This window comes from Klebsiella sp. CN_Kp106 (assembly GCF_040064575.1).
In the GTDB taxonomy this organism is placed as follows: Bacteria; Pseudomonadota; Gammaproteobacteria; order Enterobacterales; family Enterobacteriaceae; genus Klebsiella; species Klebsiella michiganensis.
Genome location: NZ_JBEAIG010000052.1, coordinates 20,911 through 47,875 on the forward strand (window position 1 = coordinate 20,911; position 26,965 = coordinate 47,875).

22 protein-coding genes and 1 other annotated feature are annotated in these 26,965 nt (G+C 52.9%); of the genes, 7 read left to right on the forward strand and 15 right to left on the reverse strand.

The genetic code is table 11. The annotated features are described in order from the left end of the window. Positions 1–25: 25 nt before the first annotated feature. The 4 genes from nhaA to ABLU96_RS17335 form a co-directional block, all read right to left on the reverse strand. Positions 26–1,201: a Na+/H+ antiporter NhaA gene (gene nhaA / locus ABLU96_RS17320; RefSeq protein ID WP_025108497.1), complete on the reverse strand. Its 1,176-nt coding sequence runs from the start codon at positions 1,199–1,201 to the stop codon at positions 26–28. 466 nt (positions 1,202–1,667) lie between these two features. Continuing rightward, positions 1,668–2,360 carry a winged helix-turn-helix transcriptional regulator gene (locus ABLU96_RS17325; protein ID WP_025108496.1) on the reverse strand — a complete coding sequence of 231 codons (693 nt, stop codon included), beginning with the start codon at positions 2,358–2,360 and terminating at the stop codon, positions 1,668–1,670. A 306-nt stretch (positions 2,361–2,666) separates the two neighbouring features. After that, on the reverse strand, positions 2,667–5,747 hold the full coding sequence (locus ABLU96_RS17330) for a chitinase (RefSeq protein WP_348862662.1): 3,081 nt from the start codon (positions 5,745–5,747) through the stop codon (positions 2,667–2,669). Positions 5,748–5,837: 90 nt separating this feature from the next. Next, positions 5,838–7,937: a glycosyl hydrolase family 18 protein gene (locus ABLU96_RS17335; RefSeq protein WP_154916567.1), complete on the reverse strand. Its 2,100-nt coding sequence runs from the start codon at positions 7,935–7,937 to the stop codon at positions 5,838–5,840. A gap of 385 nt (positions 7,938–8,322) precedes the next feature. Between ABLU96_RS17335 and ABLU96_RS17340 the strand changes: the two genes are divergently transcribed. Beyond that, entirely contained in the window at positions 8,323–8,766 is a 444-nt protein-coding gene (locus ABLU96_RS17340; protein ID WP_014227858.1) for a transcriptional regulator, read from the forward strand. Positions 8,767–8,782: 16 nt separating this feature from the next. Next, positions 8,783–9,316: a glycoside hydrolase family 108 protein gene (locus ABLU96_RS17345; RefSeq protein WP_025106853.1), complete on the forward strand. Its 534-nt coding sequence runs from the start codon at positions 8,783–8,785 to the stop codon at positions 9,314–9,316. A gap of 77 nt (positions 9,317–9,393) precedes the next feature. Here the strand turns inward: ABLU96_RS17345 and ABLU96_RS17350 are convergent, their stop codons facing one another. The 4 genes from ABLU96_RS17350 to dnaK all read right to left on the reverse strand — a co-directional run bounded on the left by ABLU96_RS17350 (position 9,394) and on the right by dnaK (position 14,118). After that, positions 9,394–9,741, reverse strand: a complete 348-nt coding sequence (locus ABLU96_RS17350; protein ID WP_014227856.1) for a phage holin family protein — start codon at positions 9,739–9,741, stop codon at positions 9,394–9,396. Positions 9,742–9,865: 124 nt separating this feature from the next. After that, positions 9,866–10,813: a LysR family transcriptional regulator gene (locus ABLU96_RS17355; RefSeq protein WP_025106854.1), complete on the reverse strand. Its 948-nt coding sequence runs from the start codon at positions 10,811–10,813 to the stop codon at positions 9,866–9,868. 167 nt (positions 10,814–10,980) lie between these two features. After that, positions 10,981–12,114, reverse strand: a complete 1,134-nt coding sequence (gene dnaJ / locus ABLU96_RS17360; protein WP_064406215.1) for a molecular chaperone DnaJ — start codon at positions 12,112–12,114, stop codon at positions 10,981–10,983. An 87-nt stretch (positions 12,115–12,201) separates the two neighbouring features. After that, positions 12,202–14,118 (reverse strand): molecular chaperone DnaK, encoded by a 1,917-nt coding sequence (dnaK, locus tag ABLU96_RS17365; RefSeq protein WP_004128758.1) that lies wholly within the window; start codon positions 14,116–14,118, stop codon positions 12,202–12,204. 386 nt (positions 14,119–14,504) lie between these two features. On the opposite strand from dnaK, the gene ABLU96_RS17370 reads away from it, so the two are divergent. The 3 genes from ABLU96_RS17370 to satP all read left to right on the forward strand — a co-directional run bounded on the left by ABLU96_RS17370 (position 14,505) and on the right by satP (position 16,341). After that, on the forward strand, positions 14,505–14,909 hold the full coding sequence (locus ABLU96_RS17370) for a DUF2541 family protein (protein ID WP_233933197.1): 405 nt from the start codon (positions 14,505–14,507) through the stop codon (positions 14,907–14,909). Between the two features lie 27 nt (positions 14,910–14,936). Beyond that, a complete protein-coding gene (gene msyB / locus ABLU96_RS17375; protein ID WP_049082063.1) occupies positions 14,937–15,686 on the forward strand; it encodes an acidic protein MsyB in 750 nt (249 codons plus the stop codon). A gap of 88 nt (positions 15,687–15,774) precedes the next feature. Continuing rightward, positions 15,775–16,341 carry an acetate uptake transporter gene (gene satP / locus ABLU96_RS17380; protein ID WP_014227851.1) on the forward strand — a complete coding sequence of 189 codons (567 nt, stop codon included), beginning with the start codon at positions 15,775–15,777 and terminating at the stop codon, positions 16,339–16,341. A gap of 46 nt (positions 16,342–16,387) precedes the next feature. On the opposite strand, the gene ABLU96_RS17385 is transcribed toward satP, so the two are convergent. The 3 genes from ABLU96_RS17385 to tal all read right to left on the reverse strand — a co-directional run bounded on the left by ABLU96_RS17385 (position 16,388) and on the right by tal (position 19,459). Beyond that, positions 16,388–17,698: an MFS transporter gene (locus tag ABLU96_RS17385; RefSeq protein ID WP_064406219.1), complete on the reverse strand. Its 1,311-nt coding sequence runs from the start codon at positions 17,696–17,698 to the stop codon at positions 16,388–16,390. A 120-nt stretch (positions 17,699–17,818) separates the two neighbouring features. Continuing rightward, positions 17,819–18,406, reverse strand: coding sequence for a molybdopterin adenylyltransferase (gene mog, locus ABLU96_RS17390; RefSeq protein WP_004098459.1), 588 nt, complete (start codon positions 18,404–18,406; stop codon positions 17,819–17,821). Between the two features lie 99 nt (positions 18,407–18,505). Continuing rightward, positions 18,506–19,459, reverse strand: a complete 954-nt coding sequence (gene tal / locus ABLU96_RS17395) for a transaldolase (protein WP_004098458.1) — start codon at positions 19,457–19,459, stop codon at positions 18,506–18,508. 203 nt (positions 19,460–19,662) lie between these two features. Here tal and ABLU96_RS17400 point away from each other — a divergent pair, with 203 nt between their 5' ends. Beyond that, positions 19,663–21,093 carry a sodium:alanine symporter family protein gene (locus tag ABLU96_RS17400; protein WP_032747867.1) on the forward strand — a complete coding sequence of 477 codons (1,431 nt, stop codon included), beginning with the start codon at positions 19,663–19,665 and terminating at the stop codon, positions 21,091–21,093. Positions 21,094–21,170: 77 nt separating this feature from the next. Then, positions 21,171–21,944, forward strand: a complete 774-nt coding sequence (gene yaaA, locus ABLU96_RS17405) for a peroxide stress protein YaaA (RefSeq protein ID WP_004098454.1) — start codon at positions 21,171–21,173, stop codon at positions 21,942–21,944. A gap of 52 nt (positions 21,945–21,996) precedes the next feature. On the opposite strand, the gene thrC is transcribed toward yaaA, so the two are convergent. The 4 genes from thrC to thrL all read right to left on the reverse strand — a co-directional run bounded on the left by thrC (position 21,997) and on the right by thrL (position 26,824). Beyond that, positions 21,997–23,277, reverse strand: a complete 1,281-nt coding sequence (thrC, locus tag ABLU96_RS17410; protein ID WP_004098452.1) for a threonine synthase — start codon at positions 23,275–23,277, stop codon at positions 21,997–21,999. A 3-nt stretch (positions 23,278–23,280) separates the two neighbouring features. Further along, positions 23,281–24,210 (reverse strand): homoserine kinase, encoded by a 930-nt coding sequence (gene thrB, locus ABLU96_RS17415; protein WP_004128739.1) that lies wholly within the window; start codon positions 24,208–24,210, stop codon positions 23,281–23,283. Position 24,211: 1 nt separating this feature from the next. After that, positions 24,212–26,674: a bifunctional aspartate kinase/homoserine dehydrogenase I gene (gene thrA / locus ABLU96_RS17420; protein ID WP_014227847.1), complete on the reverse strand. Its 2,463-nt coding sequence runs from the start codon at positions 26,672–26,674 to the stop codon at positions 24,212–24,214. A gap of 25 nt (positions 26,675–26,699) precedes the next feature. Then, positions 26,700–26,817 (reverse strand) — a sequence feature (Thr leader region). Continuing rightward, the gene (gene thrL, locus ABLU96_RS17425; protein WP_004222578.1) at positions 26,756–26,824 is read right to left on the reverse strand and encodes a thr operon leader peptide; all 69 of its coding nucleotides are present in this window, start codon (positions 26,822–26,824) and stop codon (positions 26,756–26,758) included. Its footprint overlaps the feature before it by 62 nt. Between the last annotated feature and the right edge of the window lie 141 nt (positions 26,825–26,965).

Genomic DNA, 26,965 nt, shown 5'->3' on the forward strand with positions numbered 1-26,965 from the left:
AGCCGTAGCGGCTCTCCGTGAGATGTTAAGCCGCGTAGCCCGAATCCGTTACGCGCTTACGCAATATTATGTATCCCGTGACGGCCGATAATATCGATCCAATCAGGATGCCAAGCTTGGCCCAGTTGATCAATCCGGGGTCGACGCTACCGAAGGCCAGGGTGGCAATAAAAATCGACATTGTGAAGCCAATCCCACACAGGATGCCGACCGCCATAATTTGCTTACAGGTAGTTCCTTCGGGTAACGAAGCCCATTTCAGCTTCAGCGCCAGCCAGCAGAAGACGCTAATACCCAACGGCTTGCCGATAAACAGCCCGGCAATAATACCCAACGGCAGCAGTGAGGTCAGCCCTTCGACCGTGACGCCCTGCAAAGAAACGCCCGCGTTAGCGAAGGCGAACAGGGGCAGGATCAGGAATGCCACCCACGGATGCAGCACGTGCTCAAGCTGCTTCGCCGGCGATTTGCCGTTCTGCTCTTTTAGCGGGATCATAAAGCCGACAATGACCCCAGCCAGCGTTGCGTGAACCCCCGACTTAAGAACCGCGGTCCAGAGTATGGCGCCCACCAGAATATAGATCCCGGTACGCCGTACGCCGCACAGATTTAACCCCGCCAGCACAGCAATGGCTCCGGCAGCGACAACCAATGAGACGACGGAAAGATCGTGCGTATAGAACAGCGCAATAATAATAATGGCGCCCAGATCGTCGATAATGGCCAGCGCCATCAGGAAAATCTTCAGCGCGGCGGGCACCCGATTCCCCAGCAGCGCCAGTACGCCCAGCGCGAAGGCAATATCGGTGGCGGCCGGAATTGCCCACCCTTCTCTGGCAATCGAATCCTGGCCGTTAAACGCCAGGTAGACCAGCGCCGGCACCACCATGCCGCCCAACGCCGCGACCACCGGAAACACCGCCTGGCGACGGCTGGCCAATGCCCCCTGATTCATTTCACGCTTCACTTCCAGACCGATAAGCAGGAAAAATACCGCCATCAGCGCGTCGTTAATCCACAACAGCATGTTCTTGTTGATCTCTAACGCACCTACGCGCAGCTGGACGGGCGTTTCCAGAAAAGAGCGATACAGGCCGCTGGTCATGCCGGTATTGGCTAATAACATGGCCATGATGGCGGCCAGGATTAAGATAATGCCCCCGGAAGCATCGCTCTGAAAAAAACGCTGCAGATGTTTCACTTTTACCTCACCTTATCCGCAAACAACTCGATAAAAGTATAATACATATGCGGAAACCTCGAAAAAATCAGTTTTAAATTGCCATTAGACTCGATTTTTACGAATTAACCCTCGTTAAGAGATTGGCCGTCCGATCGTCAGTGGGGGCGCTGCGTTGTCCGGACAGGAAGTCAGAGGTACGCCAGCTCCATCCTCAACGGACCATAAGGAAAGGATCCGTATCGCCATCTTCAAGGTTATGCGTATTAGCTTAGCGTGAATGGGATGAAGCATGAGCGATTGCCGCGATCGTCGACGCTTTTTATGCCCCATAAGATATTTAAAAACTATACCAATGGGAAATCTCTCTTTACGTCATTAGCATGATTGACAGGATAATCAATATATGAATATCTCGACGATTGCTGTACCAAGAAAGTTTAAAAGGTGACTACTAATCTAATAAACACCTTTGCCCTGAAAAGTATTAAAAAGCCGTGGGTAATTTTTTCATATCTATTAAACGGCCGCCATCAATAGTTATATAGCCGCCTTTTTTCAGTTCAGAGAGAAGCTTCATGGTACGGCTACGGGATATTCCTGTTCGGCGTTGAATGAAGTTAAGCACATTAATACTTTGTCGATATTCGCTGGCATAAGCCCAAAGCTCGATTAATAACGATCTCACCTTCAGATAAGAGTCCACGCCAACCAGTTCACGATCGCGTACGCTCATGACCATCAGACGATAGGCAAGTATTCGTGCGACATCGTGCCACAGATCGCACTCATCAACAGTCTTGATAAAGTCGGGCAGAGACACTGCGCGCCCGCTGCACTTCGTTTCCGCTATCAGAAAGTGTTCTGGCCGGGTCGGAACATTGTAAGTCACCCCATAACTATCGACTAATCCGATAATGGCGGGAGCAAAAGAGGAATTAACATGAAGTCCGCTGCCACAGCGGCAAAACGAAAATATACCGGACTCCAGCAGCACAATTTTATTTTCCCCGTCTGAATTCAGTAAAAACTCATCTCCGGGAGCCAAATTAAAAGGTTTACCGAAGGGCCATAGCGAGGCGAAGAGTGCATCAAGCGCTGCATGCGGTTTAGCCTGTTGGGAAAAAAGATAGGAATGCAGGGTATTCCCATTATCATTTTCAGCAACGTCTAATTTCATTTTTCATTATTACCATAATCATAGATTACCCCAAGATATACTTAACGGAGGTCATCTTCAATTCATTATAAACATCCTCCCGGAAGTATATTTTTAGCCGCAAGCACGAAAACGCAATACTTAGCACAAAGCGCAAATTCTTAATATAAACTTCAACAACCACAAATAAATCGCAAAACAAAAAATTAACATAACAATAAAATAACTGCTGAAACTATCTCTCCCGAAATAAAAATACACTAAAAAATAGTGATTCAGAAATTAAATATTCTGAATCACTATGAACAGCGATGCATTTTTCAGGCGCTATGGCGGGGTAAATGCGACATTACTGAAATAGGCCGGTGCGGTATAATACTCAACCATTTTATCTGCAAGCCAACCGCCATCTTCACCATTAGAGTGAATGGTGGTTATGCTTACCGTCGAGCCGCCGCCCCACAGTACTGAGAAAACATGGTAGTCGGGTAGATTCAATGCCTGCATTTGCCCCCAGTCGTAACCCTTATCCTGGCGTAAAAAGTCATCGACGGTCGCCGCGCCGTAAGTTGCGCTATTCACCGTCGTATTGAGCAGATCTGACGCGATGGTATCGAGATCGCAGCCAATACGCGCATCGCCCATGAAGAAGCTTCCGCCCGATGCGTAATGCGCGGCGGCAATTTTACTGTTGCCTTCATCCACGGTTGGCATATGGCCGCCCGGAATTTGCCACAGCATTGCCGGTTTACGCAGAGCTTTAGCCGCGTGTTTTACCATCCCCAGATAATTAAACCAGCAGGTCGCGTTCCAGGCATAGTGCGCTAATGCATCAGGGCTAAAGCAATCGCGCTCAAATTTATCAAAGGCGATAAAGTCTGGCGCATACTCACCGCTATAGACACCCAGCTCATTGATAAAGTTGGCGATAGCGGTCCCCTGCGCGGCCGGATCGGCGTTCGGCCTGAGTACCCAATCTGCCGTTCCTGTCGCCCATACGTTTGTCTGCCAGCCGAATGCCACATCCGGCGCGAACTGCCGCACAAGGTAGTTGATCGCCTGGACATAACCGTAGAGATCGTTAGAGAAAGTCGGCAACACCGGCGCGCTGAATCCCGGAAGCGCAGGCAAAGCGTTAATCGCGGCCGCCAGTTGGACATTAACCTGCATGCTATTCGCTTGACGCACCGCAGCGTAGCCATACGGCTCCTGCTGCATCGCGCCAAGAAAATCGGGGTTCAGCACAAAGGTGGCGGGAACCGGATGCTCGTCATCCTTCCAGGATTGCGCCGCGAGACACTGGGTGATGAAGTTGCCAAAATGGTTACGCAACCGCTGAGCGTCCTGGAGATCGGCGAGCGCGCTGCCGCCGCTGGCATTGGCGGTATACACCACCATGACCGGCATTACGCAACGGCCCGCCTCTTTTTCAATCTCACGTACCAGAGGAACTGTTTTGTGAATCGGGAGCGAATCATAATCAAGAAAGCCGTCGCCGTTTTTATCCACTTCCGCAGCCGGGACGGGGTCACCGCCGCCATCAAAACCATCGTATTTAAACAGGGCGCTGAAGGGGACGTCGCGGTATAGCGATACGGTGTCCGCCGCATTCACCGTCACGCCACCGTGGGTGAGATAGTTTGGCCAGCCTTTAACCTGCAAGGGAACGCCCTGAACAAACTCCAGGGTGATATGGTTGACGCTTTGCAACAGCCGCAGCGGCGCGTCCGGTTCACAGCGCCACGGCGTCCCGGAGAGATAAACCTCTGGCGCCTCAACGCTGTACTGGCCAGGAGCCATAGGCATCGCCAGCGTTTGCAGATGGGGAGTGCTCTCCAGCATCAGAGTATATTGATATTGCCCATAGCAGAACCGATAGCGCTGGGGCGAAACGCCCTCAGGCAAGCCCAGTATAGTGGCCTGAACCTCAACAAAATCATGGCTATCAACCTCCGTCTGCCGGAAACCGACGAGGACCTCTTTCGCCACCCCTTGTTCAGGGGTAAAAATAGTCGGCTGGGCGGGAGTCGTCACCATCTGGTTATTGATAACCGCAGGTTGCAAACCCATCTGATAGCGGTGCCCCGCGGTAAGCCGGGTCACCAGCTGCATTTGATTGACGGGCATTGTCAGGGTTCTTTCGCAGACGCCAGATTCCGTCCACAGCTCAACCACCATTTCCGCGCCGATGAACTCAGGGGCATCGACAGTCAGGCGTACCGAAGCCAACGGTACTGGCGATTGATACGCAACCCGGCAGGTCTGGGCGTCATGGCCGGAAACAAGCTTAAGCGGATACGTCGATTCAACAGGCGCGATCCGCATATCATCATTGCACAGCTCCAGCACGGTGATAGCGTAATCGCCGGCGCTAAGATCGCCGATGACTAAAGCCTGTCCCCACTCGCCGGCAAAGCGTTGTGATGTTGCGTCTGGATAGCGCAGATCGATGGTCGGCTTGAGGGTTGTGCTTTCCGCCAACGGTGGAAACTGAATTTCAATCGTCCCCTGACGGCCAGGATCGTGCGCCAGGGTTGCGGTTAAGCCGCTCATCGTGACCGGAGTTTGGGTAGCGGAAAGAAAGAACTGCAGCTCGGCGCTGGCCCCGGCCGTCAGCCAGAACTCGCCATCATGATGAAGGGTAATCGTATTTTTCTCGATGGGCCAACCGCCGTCGCTGCCCAGCGTCACGGGCTTATTGCCGAGCAAAGAACCGCTGAATGGGCTGTAAGGATCGGGATGCCCGCTGGCGGTAAACTCCAGCTTAAGTTGATTAAGATCGATAGAGTGGGAATAGAGATTGGTCAGCGTCAGGGTGACGCGCTGATACCAGCTGGTCGTACTCAGCTGGCTTGCCGCAATAACTATCCCTTCCTCTTCCTCAACCGCATCATCACCCTGCTCTTGAGGTTCCGGAGCAACCTCATCCGTTTCCTCATCAGCAGGGATATTGTCTTCAGGTTCGGGCTTCAGGCTATCAGTATCATCATCGGCGGGAACTTCAGGTTCTGGCTCAACCTCATCTGCAGCGTCATCCGTTGTCTCGTCTTGTGCCGAAGAGGCCAGAGTTAATGTGAAGGTCGAGAGTTTTACCGGAACCTGAGTGGCGGCAAAACTGAAGAATAACGTACCGCTTTCGCCCGGCTGCAGTAACAGCTGCCGGCTGTTATTAATAATGATTTCATTGATGTCAACGGTCCCCTGTGATTTACCGCTTAACGTAAGAGGCATGTCCCCTTTGAGGGTACCGCCAAAATTTCCCCACGGATCCTGATGGCCGGACCCGGTAAAGCTAATGACCGCATGATTCATATCCACGGCACGGTTATTTTCATTGGTGATGGTTAACGTGATTTTCTGATACCAGCTATTCACATCGATCTGGCTGTTTTTAATCGAGACCGTCATTGACAACACTCCTCGTTCCCTGGTGGAAAAAGCCCCGGTTTTCCGGGGCTTGTATTGTTGAACTCAATCCTTTTCCTTTAATGAAAAGGATTAGTAAGCACCAAGGTCAGTCCATGCCTGGCCCGCAGCGCAGTTCAGGTCCGGCTGATCGCCCTGAGACCACCATTTCACCTGGTAGTTATGGCCTTTCCAGCTTACCGTTTCGAATGACCCCCAGTTCCCACCGTACACGGTTGCGGCATCCCACAGCGGATAAGGTGTAGTCGCGTCATCCCCCGAAGTCTCATCTTCTGCCGGCGTGGTATCTTCTTCCGGCTCTACGGGCACAACGCTATCTTCCTCTTCCGGCTCAGGTTGAATCTGAGACGCAGCCGGAACGGCGACCAGCACGAAACGCTGCTGGGTAGAAGGCTCGCCCCAGACATCCCGGACAAACAGGGTGAACTGGAAGTTGGTTTTAACGGAAACGTCCGGAACGACGAACTCGATCACGGGAACGGTTTTGTCAGCCACGGTGATTTCAGACGGAACCCCCCAGCTGAAGGTGATATCGTCTTTATCTTCGTCAGAGGATCCTTCACCGGAAAGCTGTACGGTAGAGCCGCCGACGACGCGCAGTTCAACGGCGGCTTTCGGCGCGTGGTTCACGTCGGTAGTCGCATCTTCTTCATCTGGTTCATCCGCCGGGTCGACGTTGATGCCTTCGAAATAGAACGGCTCCATATCGATAACTTCAGACGCTATTTCATAGCCCAGACCTTCACGGGCGGCGTTAACCAGCACGCCGTTGTCCTGGTCGATTGTCCAGGTGAACAGCGCGCCCAGGCCGAGGCTGGCGGCGTATTCGCCCTTGGCTTTCACCGTGCGCGGCGTATCCAGGGACATGAACAGTTTGCTGTCAGGGTTGTAGAGGTAGTCCGCGTCGGCAACCTTGTCGGTGTAGACGTTGAAGCCGTTACGGCCTTTCTGGTTTTCCAGATCCAGGTAGTTATAAATGATGTCGTACCATTCGGTGGTACCCGATTCGAAGGAGCCTACGGTGGTGCCGGTGCCCGGGTTATAGGTGCCTTTCAGCGGGGACAGGGATTCCAGCTCCGCGTTGCGCCCGTTACGGGTGTAGGCAGCGTAACCAATGTTGATGCGCTCTGCCGGGAAGCCTTCGGACAGCAGATGGCCGACAACGGTATCCACCCCCCAGCCGCCTTCTTCCAGCGCCTTCAGGTTGGTGTGGTGGGTCACGCTCTCCGCCCACGGGGTACCGAAGAAGTCATAGGTCATGACGTTGATACCGTACAGGCCCGCTTCCAGCAGCGCATTGACGTTAGAGTAGCCGAGCGTCTTGACCACCGCCGAGCTGGCAATGGAGATTTTGACGTTGCTCAGGCCTGCGGCGTCCAGCTGCTTACGCAGTTCGCCAATCAGCAGGGCGTAGTTCTCGCCGTCTTCCGGGCCGTACGGGTTGCCAGCGCCTTCGGCGTTCGGATATTCCCAGTCGATATCCACTTCGCTGAACATCGGGAACTGTTTGAACAGTTTTACCACGCCTTTGGCAAAGACCTTACGCGCGGCGTCAGACGCGGCGGTTTCATGGAAACCGTTACTCATGCTCCAGCCGCCGATGCTCATGGACAGCACCAGGTCGTGGCCCTGCTGCTTCGCTTTGGCCTGCAGATCGCGCAGGCCGCCGAGCAGGCCTTTAGTATTACTCTGGGTCACGGTCTTCGGATCGACATCCCAGCCGCTGACGGTATGGCCAACGTTAACGTAAGACTGGAAGTCGCCCCACGGGTCGAGAAAGGTGGGCTCGTACTTCACTTTTCCGCACTGATCGGCACCTTCGGCAACCACGTCGCGCCACAGGTTGTCTACTTTGTGGAAGCCGGTCACGCCGACGAAACCGACGATGATTTTGTCGTAGGCGGTAGGAGAAACGTTGGCCAGGTCGTAGCCGCGACCGCGGTTATCTTTTGAATCATCGCCCTGCAGACGACCATCATACTGTGACCAGTCGGTGTAGTAGCCGAAGACTTTGGGTTTGGTGGTGGAAGCTTTGTATTTGTTATAGACCGGTTTAGCGACGCGAGCGGAGGTATAGCTGTATGCGCTCACTTCTGTTGCCGGGTTAAAGCCGTCTGCGGCGTTGCTGGTTTCGGTCAGCGTATCGCCTTGAATCAATTTGCTGGTAGCCATTTTTAATTTCCTTTTAAGTTTGAAAAATTGTCGCAGTTCGTTCTGCCGGGCCAATAATCCAATCCTTACGAGGCGATGGCTAATCACAAAACATCACGTTTTCGAGACAGGCTTCACGCTAATTTATGAGGCCAAAATGATAGTAATAATCTCCGGCTCATCAGCAGGTAAACGCATCTCATCAAAACGGGATTAAAACATCAGCAGCATAGTAAATATCATTAATCATCTAGTTAAATATCATTTAACTTACATGAGATTATGTGATTAAGCTCTCACCATCAAATGACATTACAATAATACGGATGACAAGTAATAGATTAAGACAATTCTCGTACAATATATTTAACGCAAGCAAACAGGATCATATCTAAAGGACGACAATATGAAAACTTATCTCATCAACGACAATTGCGTTTATAATGAAGGAAAGTATGAACTGAGAACCGCTTCCAACTCAAAGGTCATTAAAATGACGGCAATGAGGGCGAAGTGTCTTAGCTTCATCATCGAAAATGCTGATATGGATATTATTGAGCGCCAAAAAATAACCACAGAGTTATGGGGAAGTCGTAGCCATTTTGTCAATGATGCAAATTTAACGCAAATACTCTACCTGATCAGACGAGATCTGAAGTCGCTTGGAATAAACGATCTCTTTATCACCATCCCAAGACAAGGCATTCAAGTTAATAAAGAGATCCCTATTAAAGCAATGGAAAGCAAGAAGAAAGAAAACAAACGACAGGTTTTCAGAAAGACGCTGGCAGCATTAACCACGGTCTTTTCTGTCACCCTCGGTACAGTGATGTATTTGCATATTCATTAATTCAAGGAGAGAAAAAATGAACCCAATCATTGATGGCATTTTGGCGATGGAAGGTGGTTACAGCCTGAACCCGAAAGATAAAGGTGGTGCAACCAACTGGGGAATCACTGAGGCGACAGCCCGGGCCCATGGTTATACCGGTGAGATGATCAACCTGACGCGAACTGAAGCATTTTCTATTCTCGAAGAAGATTATTGGATTAAACCTGGCTTCGAGCAGATATCAACACTCTCCTACCCCATTTCCTTTGAACTCTGCGATGCCGCAGTCAATATTGGCCCCCACTATCCCTGCGTGTGGCTACAGCGCTGGCTAAATGCACTAAATCGGGAAGAAAGAAGCTACCAGGATATCAAAACCGATGGCAAGATTGGCCCCCGAACGCTCGCGGCCCTCAAGTATTTTCTGACCTTACGGGGTAAGCAGGGGGAGGAGGTATTAGTCAAAGCGCTCAACTGTAGCCAGGGCGCCTACTACCTGGATATCACTGAAAAAAATAGACAAAATGAAGAGTTCATTTTTGGCTGGATGAAAGCCAGAGTCAAATAACACGATTATTTAATTATAGCTAATAAAAGACTCAGGGATGAGCCTTTTATCATGATCGATATACATTAAAGATGTAGTTAATGTATTTTTGCGTCGTCCAGCGCTTTTTTAATTTTCTCGCCAAGAATTTTTAAAATCGGCCCTGCAAATACTCCGCCAAGACCGGCGGCGAGTAGCACCATATTAAAACTAAGCTCTTTTTCAATCGCTACAGCGCTGAGCAAAAAACTGGTAAAACAGGAAACCACCACTTGGGTCAAACAGTGCATGATTCCCTTATGGGAATGATCGTCACCCTCTTGCCTATCACGGCGGATAAGATAGCTAACAAATCCCCCCCAGGCGCCGGTAGCAATAATTGTGAACAATATTTCGACTTCCAGCAAAACGACTTCCGTGGTTTCGAGATGGTTGGGAATAGACATAGTACACTCCTTGATTAACTCATATAAAAAGGCACCACCAGAGTGTAGGTAGGTTGACTATTTTAAAATAATCAAAGAGTATCAAACCAAACCATATTTGATATAGTGTTTGAAAAGATACTCCTCAGCGACGAAATGATGACAGCGTGTGTAACCGGGAGACAACTTCGTTAATGATGGATATATTTTTACTATTTTTGTCCCATGATGCATAAATCTGTATAGATTTGAACGTGAGTTCAGGTGGCGGCTGAACAAACTTAATATCATATTTGCGCTGATTTTTATAAAAAAGTGCCAGCTTTAACGGCATTAATGCGATTAATGAGGTGCGTTCAATCATACTTAACATCCCATTAAGTGAATCGGTGCGATAGCCGATAATGCGCGATCCTTTATAATAAAGATTATCTTTAAAAAGGCCTTTATCATTTATAATCATCGGAGAATACCTACCCAGTTGATACATCGCGTGACGAGAAGAATAGAAATGATGTAATGAGATATGAGGTAAGGTACTCAGGATATGGTTGCTGGCGAAAATGCAAACAAAGCTCCTGAAGCTGTCGATAAGCTGATTATCAATTCCCGGGATATTCAACGGCTCGCTGCTAATCAGAAGATCGCATTCCGCAGTGAGTAGTAAATCAGCCAGCACCTCGCGGGAAAGATTTCGTGATGAATAATGATTTAGTAACACGTGCTCAAAGATATCGTCTGCATAAAGCTGAGAGAGGTAGTAAGTCTCAACGATATCTCCGCCTAAAATAGTCATCCTGGCGTCAGCGTTATCTTTTTTGTCGGAAATAAATGTGCTCTCTACCAATTCCATCACCTGACGGAAATTTTGATAGATTTCAATCGCCTTCGCGGTAGGTAACAAACCATCTTTACCACGAACAAACAACTCTTCCTGATAATACCCTTGTAAACGGCGGAGCGCCAATGACACGGCAGAAGGGGTAATTCCAAGTTTTTTGGCTGCTTTAGCAGCATTTCCAGCCGAAATAACAGCGTCAAGAGTCTTGATTAAATTATAATCAAAATCCTTATTGGCACCTTTCGATCCCATCCGCTGCAGGCCTCTAAAAATGAAAAAAGCAATATAGATAATACTCAAAATAAATCAATTGTTAGCCCTGATAAATAATAGGTTAATTTAAATAGTGTGGAAGCCGGATAGAAAAAAGCCCGGGCACGAAGGCCCGGGCTTGGAGAAAGTCAGGAAATGAATAGCAATTAGCGCGTCAAATCATCGAAAAACTTCTTCACACCATCGAAGAAACTTTTAGAGCGCGGACTGTTCTTCTCACCCGTTGGTCCACCAAAGCTCTCCTGAAGATCTTTCAGCAGCTGCTTTTGTTTATCGTTAAGACCAACCGGAGTTTCAACCACCACGCGGCACAGCAGATCGCCCTGCGCACCGCCGCGCACGGACTTCACGCCTTTACCGCGCATCCTGAACAGCTTACCTGTCTGCGTCTCGCCCGGCACTTTAAGATTTACACGACCGTCCAGCGTCGGAACCTCAATCTCTCCGCCAAGAGCGGCCATGGTGAAGTTAATCGGGACTTCGCAGTACAGATTATTTCCTTCACGCTCGAAAATGGCGTGCTGCTTAACCTGGACCTGTACATACAGATCGCCAGCCGGTGCGCCATGCTCGCCCGCTTCACCTTCACCTGCCAGACGAATACGGTCGCCGGTATCGACGCCCGCCGGGATTTTAACCGACAGCGTTTTGGTTTTCTCAACGCGACCATGACCGTGGCATTTATTGCACGGATCTTTAATCAGCGTACCGCGCCCCTGGCAATGCGGACAGGTCTGCTGAACGGCGAAGAAACCCTGGCGCATCTGGACCTGGCCCGCACCGTGACAGGTTGGGCAAGTCTGCGGCTGGCTACCCGCTTTGGCTCCGCTGCCGTGGCAAACGTCGCACTCTTCCAGAGTCGGGATACGGATCTCTTTGGTTACGCCGCGAACGGCTTCTTCGAGCGTCAGATCCATGTTATAGCGCAGGTCCGAGCCGCGCGCTGCGCGCTGGCGACCGCGTCCGCCGCCAAAGATATCACCGAAAACATCGCCAAAGATATCGCTGAAATCCGCGCCGCCACCAAAACCACCGCCGCCGCCCATGCCGCCCTGCTCAAATGCGGCGTGACCGTACTGATCGTAGGCTGCACGCTTCTGGGCATCGGTCAGGATTTCATACGCTTCTTTGATTTCTTTGAATTTAGCTTCAGCCTCTTTATCACCCTGGTTACGGTCCGGGTGATACTTCATGGCCAGGCGCTTATACGCCTTTTTGATTTCACGCTCTTCCGCTGTTCTGGAAACGCCTAAAATCTCGTAATAGTCTTGCTTTGCCATTGGTGTTTTTCAGCCCCTTAACATGCGTGCACGGGCGGAGAGGAAACCTCTTCGCCCGTGCCAGTGTTTTACCCGTTCAAAGGGCGATTATTTTTTGTCTTTCACTTCTTCGAACTCAGCGTCAACAACATCGTCGTCCTTCGCGTTGCTCTCGGAAGCGTCAGCGCCGCCAGCCTGCTGCTGAGCGTGCTGCTGCTGAGCGATTTCCATCAGCTTCTGGGAAGCCTGGGCCAGCGCCTGCATTTTCGCTTCAATATCGGCTTTATCTTCACCTTTCAGCGAAGTTTCCAGCGCGGTCAGCGCAGACTCGATAGCGGTTTTATCGTCAGCCGGCAGTTTATCGCCTGCTTCTTCAACCTGCTTACGCGTGCTGTGCAGCAGGTGGTCACCCTGGTTACGGGTCTGTACCAGTTCTTCAAACTTACGGTCAGCTTCTGCGTTAGCTTCAGCATCGCGTACCATTTTCTGAATTTCTTCTTCGTTCAGACCAGAAGAGGCTTTGATAGTGATCTTCTGCTCTTTACCGCTGTTTTTGTCTTTCGCGGACACATGCAGGATACCGTCAGCATCGATGTCGAAAGTCACTTCGATCTGAGGCATACCGCGCGGTGCCGGGTTGATACCATCCAGGTTGAATTGACCCAGAGATTTGTTATCCGATGCGCGTTTACGCTCACCCTGAATAACATGGATGGTTACCGCAGACTGGTTGTCTTCAGCAGTTGAGAACACCTGGCTGTGCTTGGTCGGGATGGTGGTGTTCTTATTGATCAGCGCAGTCATCACGCCGCCCATGGTTTCGATACCCAGAGACAGCGGGGTAACGTCCAGCAGCAGAACGTCTTTCACTTCACCCGTCAGGACGCCGCCCTGAACAGCAGCGCCAATGGCAACGGCTTCGTCCGGGTTAACGTCTTTACGCGGCTCTTTACCGAAGAACTCAGCAACTTTCTTCTGAACCATTGGCATACGGGTCTGACCACCAACCAGGATAACGTCCTGGATATCGGATACGGACAGGCCAGCATCCTGCAGAGCAACTTTCAGCGGCTCGATGGAACGGTTAACCAGATCTTCTACCAGGCTTTCCAGTTTCGCACGGGTCACTTTGATGTTCATATGTTTCGGACCGGTGGCATCTGCGGTGATGTACGGCAGATTCACGTCGGTCTGCTGAGCGGAAGAGAGTTCAATCTTCGCTTTCTCAGCGGCTTCTTTCAGGCGCTGCATCGCCAGCGGGTCGTTACGCAGGTCAATGCCCTGATCTTTCTTAAACTCGTCAACGAGGTAGTTGATCAGACGGGTATCGAAGTCTTCACCGCCCAGGTGGGTATCACCGTTGGTCGCCAGAACTTCGAAGGTTTTTTCGCCATCAACTTCGTCGATTTCGATAATGGAGATATCGAAGGTACCACCACCGAGGTCGTACACCGCGATAGTGCGGTTGCCGACTTCTTTATCCAGACCGTAAGCCAGCGCAGCGGCAGTCGGTTCGTTGATGATACGTTTGACTTCCAGACCTGCAATACGGCCGGCGTCTTTGGTTGCCTGACGCTGAGCATCGTTAAAGTAAGCAGGTACGGTAATAACCGCTTCAGTTACCGGTTCACCCAGGTAATCTTCAGCCGTTTTCTTCATTTTCTTCAGCACTTCGGCAGAGATCTGCGGCGGTGCGGTTTTAGTGCCTTTCACATCAAGCCATGCGTCGCCATTGTCTGCGGCAACGATTTTGTACGGCATGATAGAAACGTCACGCTGGACTTCTTCGTCCTGGAAGCGGCGGCCAATCAGGCGTTTAATCGCAAACAGGGTATTTTGCGGGTTTGTCACTGCCTGACGTTTAGCCGGCTGACCAACCAGAGTTTCACCATCCTGGGTATAGGCAATGATAGAAGGCGTGGTGCGATCGCCTTCGGCATTCTCCAGCACGCGTGCAGTAGTGCCATCCATAATCGCTACACAAGAGTTGGTAGTACCCAGGTCGATACCAATAATTTTACCCATCTAAACGTCTCCACTAAAAATTCAGTCAACATGTGGTTGTGAACCTGTAATAAGGGCGAAACGTGCGGTTTCAACTACCCAGACATCATTTTTTTTCAGGTTCATTCACTGCGGTTGACTACAAGATGGGGTCGCCCACCGCGGCATCAAGGGGGGATACAAAAAAATTTTTGCCCTGCCCGCGCCGACGGGTGGCAAGCAGGCCTCATAAGCGGTCCGGAAAGCGGGCCTAAAAACGCACAAAATATAATTAATGATAATAATTAAAGTTAAATATATTCATAAAACAATTGACATAATCCGCAATGATTACGTGCTAAAGACAATAAAGTTCCGGTGATAAAATACGCCCCCGCTATGACTCATCCAATATTCAGGAAATCCTCATGAAATCACTGATTCATATATCAGCAGGGTTATTTTTAAGCACCGCCTTAATAACGTCAGCATCCACTAACGATCATAAAATTTTAGGGGTTGTCGCCATGCCGCGAAATGAGACTAACGATCTCACGCTGAAGCTACCGGTATGCCGGGTGATTAAGCGTATCCAGCTCACTGCCGATCGCGGCGACATCCAGCTCTCCGGCGCGACGGTGTACTTTAAAGCCAGCAATAGCGCCAGCCAGAGCCTCAACGTTCCATCAACCATCAAACAGGGGGCAACCACCGACTGGATTAACATTAATAGCGACAACGATAACAAGCGCTGCGTAAAAAAAATCGCTTTTTCTGGCCACACGATTAACTCTTCTGACATGGCCTCGCTAAAAATCATTGGCGACGATTAATATTACTGTTCACCTTATCTGGTATTTATGAAAATTAATTATCTGGATGATGAAGACCTCTCTTTTCTTCATCGCTGTAGCGAAGAGCATCTGGAAACATTCACCCGAATTCTGACCCACAATGAGAATGGAAAGCCGCGCCTTTCAAGTACGCTATTACGTAATCAAACTTTCCAGGCGATGGCAGGGCATCCCGAACGCTATCGTCGCAACTGGCAGCTCATTGCCGGCGAGCTCCAGCACTTCGGCGGCGACAGCATCGCCAACACGCTGCGTCGTCACGGAAAGTTCTACCGGGAAATTTTGCTGGATGTTTGCAAGCGGCTAAAAATCAAAGCCGATAAGCACACCTCTACGCCGGAAATAGAACAGCATCTTCTGGAGCACTTCCTTGAACACAGCTGGAAGAAGATGGACGATCGGCAGAAAGCTGACTTCTTCACTGCCGTTGAGTGTCGGGTCAACGACCATAAAGCATTACTTCCCCATCTGCTGCAGACAAATAAGCTGGCGCAGGGCGTCAACCACCTTCTGGAAATCCGGCTGGCGAAGATCCTGCGCACGCACGCCGCGGTTAGCGTCATCGGCCACGGTCTGGTTCGCGGCGCGGGGCTTGGCGGCCCCCTCGGCGCCGCGTTTAATGGCGTCAAAGCCGTGAGCGGCAGCGCTTATCGCGTGACCATCCCGGCCGTACTGCATATTGCCTGTTTACGGCAAATGACCAGTCTTTATCAGGTGAAAAATGAAATTGGTGAAAAATACCCCGCCAGATCATAGACAGTTTCGCAGCGCCTAATTATTATGCCGCGCCCCGTCGCTGAGAGACGGGGAATGCTTCCCTTTCTAATCATTATTTTGAGGAATTATGGGCAACACTAAGTTGGCTAATCCGGCACCGCTGGGCCTTATGGGCTTCGGCATGACCACTATTCTGCTTAACCTGGCAAATAGCGGCCTGTTCGCGTTTGATGTAGCTATCCTGGCGATGGGCATTTTTTACGGCGGCATTGCGCAGATTTTTGCCGGCCTGCTGGAGTTTAAAAAAGGCAACACCTTTGGTTTAACCGCATTCACGTCTTACGGCGCTTTTTGGCTGACGCTGGTTGCTATTCTTCTGATGCCGAAAATGGGCCTTGCAGAAGCACCCAACGCGCACTTCCTCGGTATGTACCTGGGACTATGGGGCGTTTTTACCCTGTTTATGTTCTTTGGCACCCTGAAAGCCGCGCGTATGCTGCAGTTTGTTTTCCTCAGTCTGACCGTGCTGTTCGCGCTGCTGGCGATTGGTCACCTGGCTGATAACGAAGGCATCGTTAAGATTGCGGGCTGGGTCGGTCTGGTCTGTGGCGCTAGCGCTATCTATCTGGCGATGGGTGAAGTGCTGAACGAGCAGTTTGGCCGCACCGTTCTGCCAATCGGCGAAAAGCATTAATTAACGTCGCCGTCCGTTCGCGAGCGGCGACGTGAGCCCTATCGATTTACGGCAGGCGCTGCAGTTCAGCTTTCGGCGCAGCGACCTGTTGTTCCAGCCCCTGGCGCAGCCAGATCCCCAGCCCCAACCCCATCAACGACAGTGCCAGCACGTACCACGCGGGCGCCATCGGCGAAACGCCCATCAGCATGGTCACCGCAATCGGAGTCAGACCGCCAAAGATGGCGTAAGAGACGTTATAAGAGAATGAGATACCGGTAAAACGCACTTCAGCCGGGAACGCGCGCACCATCACATACGGAACCGCCCCGACCACGCCGACGCACAGCCCCACCGCACCGTAAAGCAGGAACAGGCGCTGCGGGCTATCGCCGGAAAGATGATAGAACGCCCAGCTTGCCGCCGCGAGGAATACGCTGCCGACGATAAACGTGCGGCTGGCGCCAAAACGGTCAGCGGCCAGCCCTGCCAGCAGGCAGCCGATACACAGCATGATGGTGGCAATACTGTTCGCCTTCAGGGTGATTGCGGGGGCAAAACCGTAGTGCTTTTGCAGCCAGACCGGCGACATCAGGATCACCACCACCACGCCGGCGGATAAAAGCCAGGTCAGCAGCATTGAGACCACCACCGCTTTCTGATGCTTCAGCGCGACGGCTTTAACCGGCAGCTCCTGCGCTAATGCTTTACGCTGCTGCATTTCGAGGAAAATCGGCGTCTCCTGGAGCCAACGGCGCAGATACATGGCGACAAGACCAAACGCGCCGCCTAACAGGAACGGAATACGCCAGCCGCCATCGTGGATACCCTGAGGAGTCAGATGAGTATTAATCAGCGTCGCGACGACCGACCCCAGTAATATCCCCACCGTCAGGCCAGCGGTCAGCGTACCGCAGGCGATACCTATTCTTTTTTCCGGTACATGCTCCGCCACAAAGACCCAGGCGCCGGGGACTTCACCGCCAATCGCCGCCCCCTGAAGAATGCGCATAAGCAGCAGCAAAAGCGGCGCCACGATGCCTACCGACGCGTAGGTGGGCAGCAGGCCAATCGCCAGCGTAGGCAGCGCCATCAGTAAAATACTCAGGGTAAACATCTTCTTACGCCCGACCAGATCGCCAAAATGGGCCATAATGATGCCGCCAAGAGGACGAGCTAAATAGCCCGCCGCAAAAATGCCGAAGGTCTGTACCTGGCGCAGCCATTCCGGGATATCGGCCGGGAAAAATAGCTCGCCGACAACGGCGGCGAAGAAGACAAAGATAATGAAATCGTAAAACTCCAGCGCGCCGCCGAGGGCGGCCAGCGTCAGCGTTTTATAATCCTGTCGATTCAGAGGTCGGGTGTAGTGTGACATAACGGGCGATCATCCAGAGGTATGAAGATATTCCACGTACGGTGTAAAGTAAAAAACACTATATCGTAAATAAAACAACACACCACTGGTGATGCAGGTTATATCAGGAATACGGTAAATTCAGGATAATGTTTCACGCCTGGCGCTTTTAGGACGGAAAGCTGCTACTACCTCGCCGTTTGTTTCCACATAAGGCCCCTCAAGCAGCTGTACACAATACGGTACACTCGCGAAAACGCCGTGCACCAGCACGTTACCTTCCGCATCTTTCACGCCTTCCAGCGTTTCCTCAATCGCCTTTGGCTGCCCGGGCAGGTTAAGGATCAGCGCCTGCTTGCGGATAACGCCAACCTGACGAGAAAGAATGGCCGTCGGCACAAAGTGCAGGCTCACCTGGCGCATTTGCTCACCAAAGCCGGGCATCACCCGATCGGCAATCGCCAGCGTCGCATCCGGGGTAACATCACGGCGGGCCGGGCCCGTGCCGCCGGTCGTCAGGACCAGGTGGCAGCCCATTTCATCGACCAGTTCACAGAGGGTTTGCTCGATAATAACCTGTTCATCCGGGATCAAGCGGGTTTGCAATTCGAAAGGCGTGGAGAGCGCACGGGCCAGCCATGCTTCAAGCGCGGGAATGCCTTTATCCTGATAGACGCCGCTGGAGGCGCGATCGGAAATGGAAACTAAGCCGATTCGTAAGGTGTTCATGATTATTCCGTTCAAACAGTATTAATAGACAGAATAATACACCGAGGGGAGCAAGGCAGACAGTTTAATGTGGCCGACGGACGCCGGCCACATGGGGTATTACAGCAGATCGCCGATCATTTTTTCCAGTTTTTCCTGGTCGATCGCAAACTTGCGGATACCTTCCGCCAGTTTATCTACCGCCATCGGATCCTGGTTGTGCTGCCACAGGAATTCAGATTCGGTGATACGCGCCGGACGCGCTTTAACTTCGCCGCTGAAGGCCAGTTTGCGTTCGATGGCGCCTTCGCTTTCCGCCAGCTCTTTCAGCAGCGCAGGAGCGATAGTCAGACGGTCACAGCCGGCCAGTTCGAGGATCTCGCCGAGGTTACGGAAGCTTGCGCCCATAACCACCGTTTCGTAACCGTGCTGTTTGTAGTATTCGTAGATTTCGCTTACGGACACCACGCCCGGATCTTCTGCCGGCGCGTACTCTTTCTTATCGGTGTTGGCTTTGTACCAGTCGAGGATACGACCAACGAACGGAGAAATCAGGAATACGCCCGCTTCCGCACAGGCACGCGCCTGAGCGAAGGAGAACAGCAGCGTCAGGTTACAGTTGATGCCTTCTTTTTCCAGCTGCTCAGCGGCGCGAATGCCCTGCCAGGTAGAAGCCAGTTTAATCAGAATGCGATCGTTGCCGATGCCAGCATCGTTGTACAGTTTGATGAGGCGCTTAGCTTTGGCGATAGAAGCCTCGGTGTCATAGGACAGGCGAGCATCAACTTCGGTGGAAATACGGCCAGGGATCAGCTTAAGAATTTCGAGACCAATGTTCACCGCCAGCTTATCGGAAGCATCGATAATCTGCTGCGCGCGGTCGCTGCTCTGGCCGCGAGCCCAGGCAACGGCGTCATCAATCAGCTTACGGTACTCAGGGATCTGAGCCGCGCCGAGAATCAAAGAAGGGTTAGTCGTGGCGTCCTGAGGCTGATACAGCTTCATTGCCGCGATATCTCCGGTATCAGCTACGACAGTGGTGTACTGACGCAGAGAAGTCAATTTATCCGTCATGATAGTGTTTCTCTTAAACAGCAGTTAAGGGGATGTAACCGGTCTGCCAAGATGATAACACGCTGCCGGGGCAGCGCAACCGCCTACAATGCATGAGCGCAGAGTGTGATAAACTGGGCCAATTAATTCCCTGAACACTAAAGGATTGTCACTGGATTGGTAGCGCTTACACTCGCGCACCGATATGGGCAAGAGGATGCTTGATGCCTGATTTTCTGTCGTTTATCAATGAAATACTCTGGGGCTCGGTAATGATTTATCTGTTACTGGGCGCTGGAGTTTGGTTTACCTGGCGAACAAAATATATTCAGTTCCGTTATATCCGCCAGTTTAGCAGAAGTCTGAAAAAGAGCCTTCAGCCGCAGCCCGGCGGGTTAACCTCTTTTCAGGCGCTCTGTATGAGTCTGGCGGCGCGCGTGGGCAGCGGCAATATGGCAGGCGTGGCGCTGGCCATTGCCGCAGGTGGCCCCGGCGCCGTTTTCTGGATGTGGGTCTCGGCGCTGCTCGGCATGGCCAGCAGTTTCGCCGAATGTTCTCTCGCGCAGCTTTATAAAGAGCGCGACTCCCGCGGGCACTTTCGCGGTGGCCCGGCCTGGTATATGGCCCGGGGACTCGGCATGCGCTGGATGGGCGTGCTGTTTTCTATTCTTCTCCTGCTGGCCTACGGCGTCATCTTTAATACCGTACAAGCCAACTCCGTTGCCCATGCCATGGAGTATGCGTTTCGTTTACCCGATGTTATCACCGGCGGCGTCCTGGCGGCGCTGACCCTGCTGGTCATCGTTCGCGGGATTCGCGGCGTAGCGCGGCTGATGCAGTGGCTCGTGCCGCTTATGGCTTTACTGTGGGTGCTGACCAGCCTGATTATCGGCCTGTGGCATATCACCGCCCTGCCGACGATTTTTGAAATCATTTTCCGCTGCGCTTTCGGCTGGCAAGAGGCCGCTGCGGGCGCGGTGGGCTACACCATCAGCCAGGCGCTCACCAGCGGCTTTCAGCGCGGGATGTTTTCCAATGAAGCGGGTATGGGTTCGACGCCAAATTCCGCCGCCGCTGCCGCCTCCTGGCCCCCTCATCCCGCGGCGCAGGGGATCGTACAGATGATTGGCGTCTTTATTGATACCATCGTGATCTGTACCGCCAGCGCCGTGATCATCATGCTGGCGCCGCGAGACGGCAATGACGAAGCGGCAAGCGGCATTCAGGACATCCAGCACGCGATGAACAACCTCGTCGGCGACTGGGGTTCCGGCTTTGTCGCTTTTATCGTGCTGCTGTTCGCCTTCAGTTCGATCGTCGCAAACTATATCTATGCCGAAAATAATCTCATTTTTCTCCGCATGGATAGCCTGCGTAACATCTGGCTGCTGCGTCTGCTTACGCTGTGTATGGTCGTCACCGGCGCGATGGTCAGCCTACCGGTGGTCTGGCAGATGGCGGATATCATCATGGCGCTGATGGCAATAACTAACCTGACGGCTATCCTGCTGCTGTCGCCGACGGTGCGGATCATTGCCAGCGATTATCTGCGACAGCGGAAGCTGGGCCAGCGGCCGGAATTTGACGTCACCCGCTACCCTGAAATTCATCAGCAGCTGGTACCGGGAACATGGGACAACCTGCCGCGCGAATAGCGCGGCAATCGCAGCTATCGATCCTCTCATGACGTTTTTTTGCTAAAGTCGTCAAAAATTTCCTGTAAGGACTGGATATGCTCATTCTGATTTCACCTGCAAAAACGCTCGATTATCAAAGCCCGCTGGCAACGACGCGTTATACCCAGCCAGAGCTACTGGAACACTCTCAGGAGCTTATCGGCATTGCCCGTCAGCTGTCGGCACCGCAGATTGGTAAACTGATGGGCATCAGCGACAAGCTGGCTGACCTGAATGCGACCCGCTTTCACGACTGGCAGCCAGACTTCACCCCGGACAACGCCCGTCAGGCGATCCTGGCGTTTAAGGGCGATGTCTATACCGGCCTGCGGGCAGAGACCTTTAGCGAAGCCGATTTCGATTTTGCCCAGCAGCATCTGCGGATGCTTTCCGGCCTGTACGGCGTTCTGCGCCCGCTGGATCTGATGCAACCCTATCGTCTGGAGATGGGGATTAAGCTTGAGAACGCAAAAGGCAAAGATCTGTATCAGTATTGGGGAGACGTTATTACCGATAAGCTGAATCAGGCGTTGAAAGCCCAGGGCGACGATATTGTGGTAAATCTGGCCTCTGATGAGTACTTCAGGTCGGTGAAACCCAAACGGCTTGAGGGCCAGCTGATAAAGCCGGTATTCCTTGATGAGAAAAACGGCAAGTTTAAAGTGATCAGCTTCTACGCTAAAAAAGCGCGCGGCTTGATGAGTCGTTACATCATTGAGAATCGCTTAACGAAGCCGGAGCAGCTGACCCGCTTTGATAGTGAAGGCTATTTCTTTGACGCCGACGCTTCGGGTAACGGAGAGCTGGTCTTTAAACGCCACGAGCAGTAAAAAAACCGCTTCCCTGCCGCAAATCACGCAGCAGGGAAGCGCTGATTCAGACTTAGCCCATCATCAGCTTACGCAGCGCGGCAAAATCGGCCGGCAGATTATGCGACAGCAGCGGCAGATCGGCGCGATCGGCCAGCTCTTTCGGCAGCGGCAGCGTCTCTTGCAGAATCTCTTCCACGCTCTCTTTAAACTTCGCCGGATGCGCCGTGCCGAGGAACAGGCCGTACTCACCCGCCTGCAGCTGGTCGCGCAGCGCGCGATAAGCAATCGCCGCATGCGGTTCTGAGGTATAGCCGATAGCCTTCAGCTCACGCATGGTCTCTTTGGTGGTTTCATCATCCACCGCCGCGTAGCCCAGCTCATTCAGGCGCCAGATTTTACGACGGAACAGCTCTTCCACGCGCGGCCAGTTGTTCGGCTGGCTGACGTCCATGGCGTTAGACAGCGTGGCCTGGGTTGCTTTCGGCGACCAGTTACCGTCCTGCAGGAAGCGCGGCACGGTGTCGTTGGCGTTAGTCGCCGCAATAAAGCGTTTGATTGGCAGACCCAGAGATTTGGCCAGCAGGCCGGCGGTCAGATCGCCAAAGTTACCGCTGGGTACCGAGATAACCAGCTGGTTACGGGCTTCCTGAGGCAGCTGAGCCACGGCTTCAAAGTAATAGCAAATCTGCGCCAGCAGGCGGCTGATATTGATTGAGTTAGCCGAGTTAAGACCCAGCGCAGCTTTCAGCTCTTCATCATCAAAGGCCTGTTTAACCAGCGCCTGGCAGGCGTCAAAGTCGCCGTCGATAGCCACAGTTTCAATGTTACCGCCGAGGGTGCAGAACAGCTTTTCCTGCAGCGGGCTGATTTTGCCGCGCGGATAGAGAATGACCACTTTGACGTTTGGCAGGCCATAAAACGCGTGCGCAACCGCCGCGCCGGTGTCGCCGGAGGTGGCCGTCAGAATAGTGACCGGTTTGTCGCCTGCGATATGGGTGAGCATCTGCGCCATAAAGCGGCCGCCGAAGTCTTTAAACGCCAGAGTCGGGCCGTGGAACAGTTCGAGGCAGCCGACGTCGTCCTGCACTTTGCTGACCGGCGCCGGGAAGGTAAAGGCATTGCCGATGCGCTCTTGCAGAACGCCCTGCGGGATCTCATCGCCGATAAATGCCGACAGGATTTTTGCGCTACGCGACACAAAGTCCTGCTGCAGCATCTCGTCGATTTCAGTCAGGCTGAATTCCGGCAGATCGTGCGGGAAGAACAGCCCCTGATGCTTGCCAAGCCCCTGCGTGACGGCCTGCGCAAAGCTGACCTGTTCGTTATGATCTTTTAAGTTATAGAGTTTCATTGGTTATCCCACTACTCGAGCGCCCGCCGTGTCCAGCCGGCAAATATGAACGAAGCCTTCCTGATTTTGCAGATAGTGCGTAGCCAGCCAGTCGGCGACGCGCTGCGCGGTTTCCGGTTTATCGCATAATGCAAACAACGTTGGACCGGAACCGGAAATGCCGCACGCCTGCGCGCCAATTTCCATTGCTGCCTGACGCGCTTCGCTGAAGCCCGGCAGTAGTTTGGTACGATACGGTTCGGCAATCACATCTTTCATCAATTTCGCCGCCAGCTGAGGCTGGCGGGAATAGCAGGCGTGAATAAAGCCCGCTAGATGACGACCGTGGGCAATACAGTCCTGACGGCGATACTGCGCCGGCAAAATTGCCCGCGCTTCCGCGGTGGAGACCTTAATACCCGGATAGGCCAGCACCCACAACCACTCGTCGAAGGCCGGAATCTGCTGGCTGATGATGCCGTTTTCCTCAAGCATCAATTGTATCCCGCCCAGATAGCACGGCGCGACGTTATCGTAATGGATACTGCCGGAAATCCGCCCTTCCATCTCGCCCATCAGCGCCAGCATTCGGCTCTCATTGAGCGGCTTGCCGCAGAACTCGTTCATCGCGACCAGCGCGGCGACGACGGAACAGGCGCTGGAGCCCAGGCCGGAACCAATCGGCATGTTTTTTTCCAGGGTCATCGCCACCGGTACCTTCTTGCCAATCTCCTGGCAAAAACGCTCCCAGCATTGATAGACAATATTTTCCTGCGGCGCCGTCGGCAGTTTACTGGCGAAGCGACCCACGTTTTGCAGGCTAAAGCTCGTCGCCGCCTCAACCGAGACATTGTCCCCCAGCAGCGTGCCGTCAACCGGCGTTACCGCCGCGCCCAGCACGTCAAACCCGACGCTCATATTAGCACTGGAAGCCGGGGCATATACTTTGACCATCTTAAACTCCTAACTTCCATGACAGGGTACGCAGCAGGTCGGCGAAAACGCCAGCCGCCGTCACATCGTTACCCGCACCATAACCGCGCAGCACCAGCGGCAGCGGCTGGTAATAGTGGCTGTAGAACGCCAGCGCATTCTCGCCGTTTTTCACTTTAAACAGCGGATCGTTGCCATCAACCGCGGCGATTTTCACGCGGCAGGTGCCATCCTCTTCGATATTACCGACATAGCGCAAGACCTTACCTTCATCGCGCGCTTTTGAGACCCGCGAGGCAAACTCGTCATCCAGAGAAGGCAGGCGTGCCATAAAGCTGTCGACATCGCCGCTGGCGTCAAAACCCGCCGGTAGCGCCGGCTCTACGATAATGTCAGACAGCTCCAGTTCGCGCCCGGTTTCACGCGCGAGGATTAGCAGCTTACGCGCAACATCCACGCCGGAAAGATCGTCGCGCGGATCCGGTTCGGTATAGCCCATTTCACGCGCCAGCTTCGTCGCCGCAGAGAAGCTTACGCCTTCGTCCAGCTTACCGAAGATAAATGACAGCGAGCCGGACAGAATACCGGAGAAGCGCAGCAGCTCATCGCCGGCGTTCAGCAGATTTTGCAGGTTTTCGATTACCGGCAGCCCCGCGCCGACGTTGGTATCGTATAAAAACTTACGTCGTGAGCTGCTCGCGGCATGACGCAGCTGATGATAGTAATCCAGCGATGAGGTATTGGCCTTTTTGTTCGGCGTTACCACGTGGAAACCTTCGCGCAGGAAATCGGCGTACTGATCGGCCACCGCCTGGCTGGAGGTACAGTCGACAATCACCGGGTTCAGCAGATGGTACTCTTTCACCAGACGAATAAGTCGCCCCAGGTTGAACGCCTCTTTGGCTTCCGCCAGCTCATCGCGCCAGTGTTCAAGGTTCAGGCCGTGTACGTTGGTCAGCAAGGCGCGCGAGTTAGCCACCCCGCAAACGCGGAGGTCGATATGTTTACTCTTCAACCAGCTCTGCTGGCGCTTGATCTGTTCGATCAGCGCGCCGCCGACGCCGCCGATGCCAATGACAAACACTTCAATCACCTGATCGGTATTGAACAGCATCTGGTGGGTCACGCGAACGCCGGTGGTCGCATCATCGTTGCTCACGACAACGGAAATAGAGCGCTCGGAAGAACCCTGGGCAATCGCCACAATGTTGATATTGGCGCGCGCCAGCGCAGCGAAGAATTTAGCGGAAATCCCACGCAGGGTGCGCATACCATCGCCGACAACCGAAATAATCGCCAGGCGTTCCATGATCGACAGCGGCTCAAGCAGCCCCTCTTTCAGCTCCAGATAAAATTCATCTTCCATTACCCGCTTCGCCCGAGCGCAATCGCTCTGCGGCACGCAGAAGCTGATGCTGTATTCGGAAGAGGACTGGGTGATAAGAACAACGGAGATTCCCGCGCGGGACATAGTGGCGAACACGCGCGCCGCCATGCCAACCATCCCCTTCATTCCCGGCCCGGAGACGTTGAACATCGCCATATTGTTGAGATTAGAGATACCTTTCACCGGCAGATCGTCTTCATCGCTGCTGCCGCCGATAAGCGTACCCGGCGCCTGCGGATTGCCGGTATTTTTGATTAAACAGGGGATCTGGAACTGGGCGATGGGGGCGATAGTACGCGGGTGCAAAACTTTGGCGCCGAAGTAGGAGAGCTCCATCGCTTCCTGATAGGACATCGACTTCAGCAAACGCGCATCCGGCACCTGACGCGGGTCGCAGGTATAAACGCCGTCAACGTCGGTCCAGATTTCACAGCAGTCGGCGCGCAGGCAGGCGGCCAGCACGGCTGCGGAGTAGTCAGAGCCGTTACGGCCCAGCACCACCAGTTCGCCCTTTTCGTTACCGGCGGTAAAGCCCGCCATCAGCACCATATGGTCAGCCGGGATCTGGCTGGCGGCAATGCGGCGGGTCGACTCGGCGATATCCACGGTGGATTCGAGGTAATGGCCAACGGCAAGCAGTTTTTCAACCGGATTAATCACCGTGACGTTATGACCGCGCGCTTCCAGTAAGCCGGCCATAATAGCGATGGAGAGTTTTTCTCCCCGGCAGATCAGAGACGCATTGACGCTATCCGGGCACTGTCCGAGCAGGCTAATACCGTGCAGGACGTGTTTGATTTGCGCAAACTCCTGCTCGACAAACATTTTCAACTGAGCGTGCGGAAAGCCCGGCTGGGCATCGGCGAGGCCTTGCAGAAGTTCGGCGAAAATACGTTCGGCATCAGCGATATTGGTCAGCGCATCCTGCCCGCCAATGGTTTTTTCGATCATCGCAACCAGATGGTTAGTGATCTTCGCCGGGGCAGACAGTACGGTCGCTACCTGCCCCTGCCTGGCATTACTCTCCAGAATATCGGCAACACGCAGAAAACGTTCTGCATTTGCCACTGATGTACCGCCGAACTTCAACACACGCATGGTTATGACCCCTTGATTTTTTATCGAAAAAAAAGCCCGCACTGTTCAGGTGCGGGCTTTTTTCTGTGTTTCCTGTACGCGTCAGCCCGCACCGTTACCTGTGGTAATAGTGGTGGTGATAATCGTGGTGATCATGCCGATGCGATTCATGGATGTTGTGTACTCTGTAATTTTTATCTGTCTGTGTCCTGTGCCTATATTGGTTAAAGTATCTGTCGACTTAAGTCAACGAATTTCTACTTTTAGCCCTTTTTTTCACACCTGGCCAATACGCCATAGCAACCTGACAAT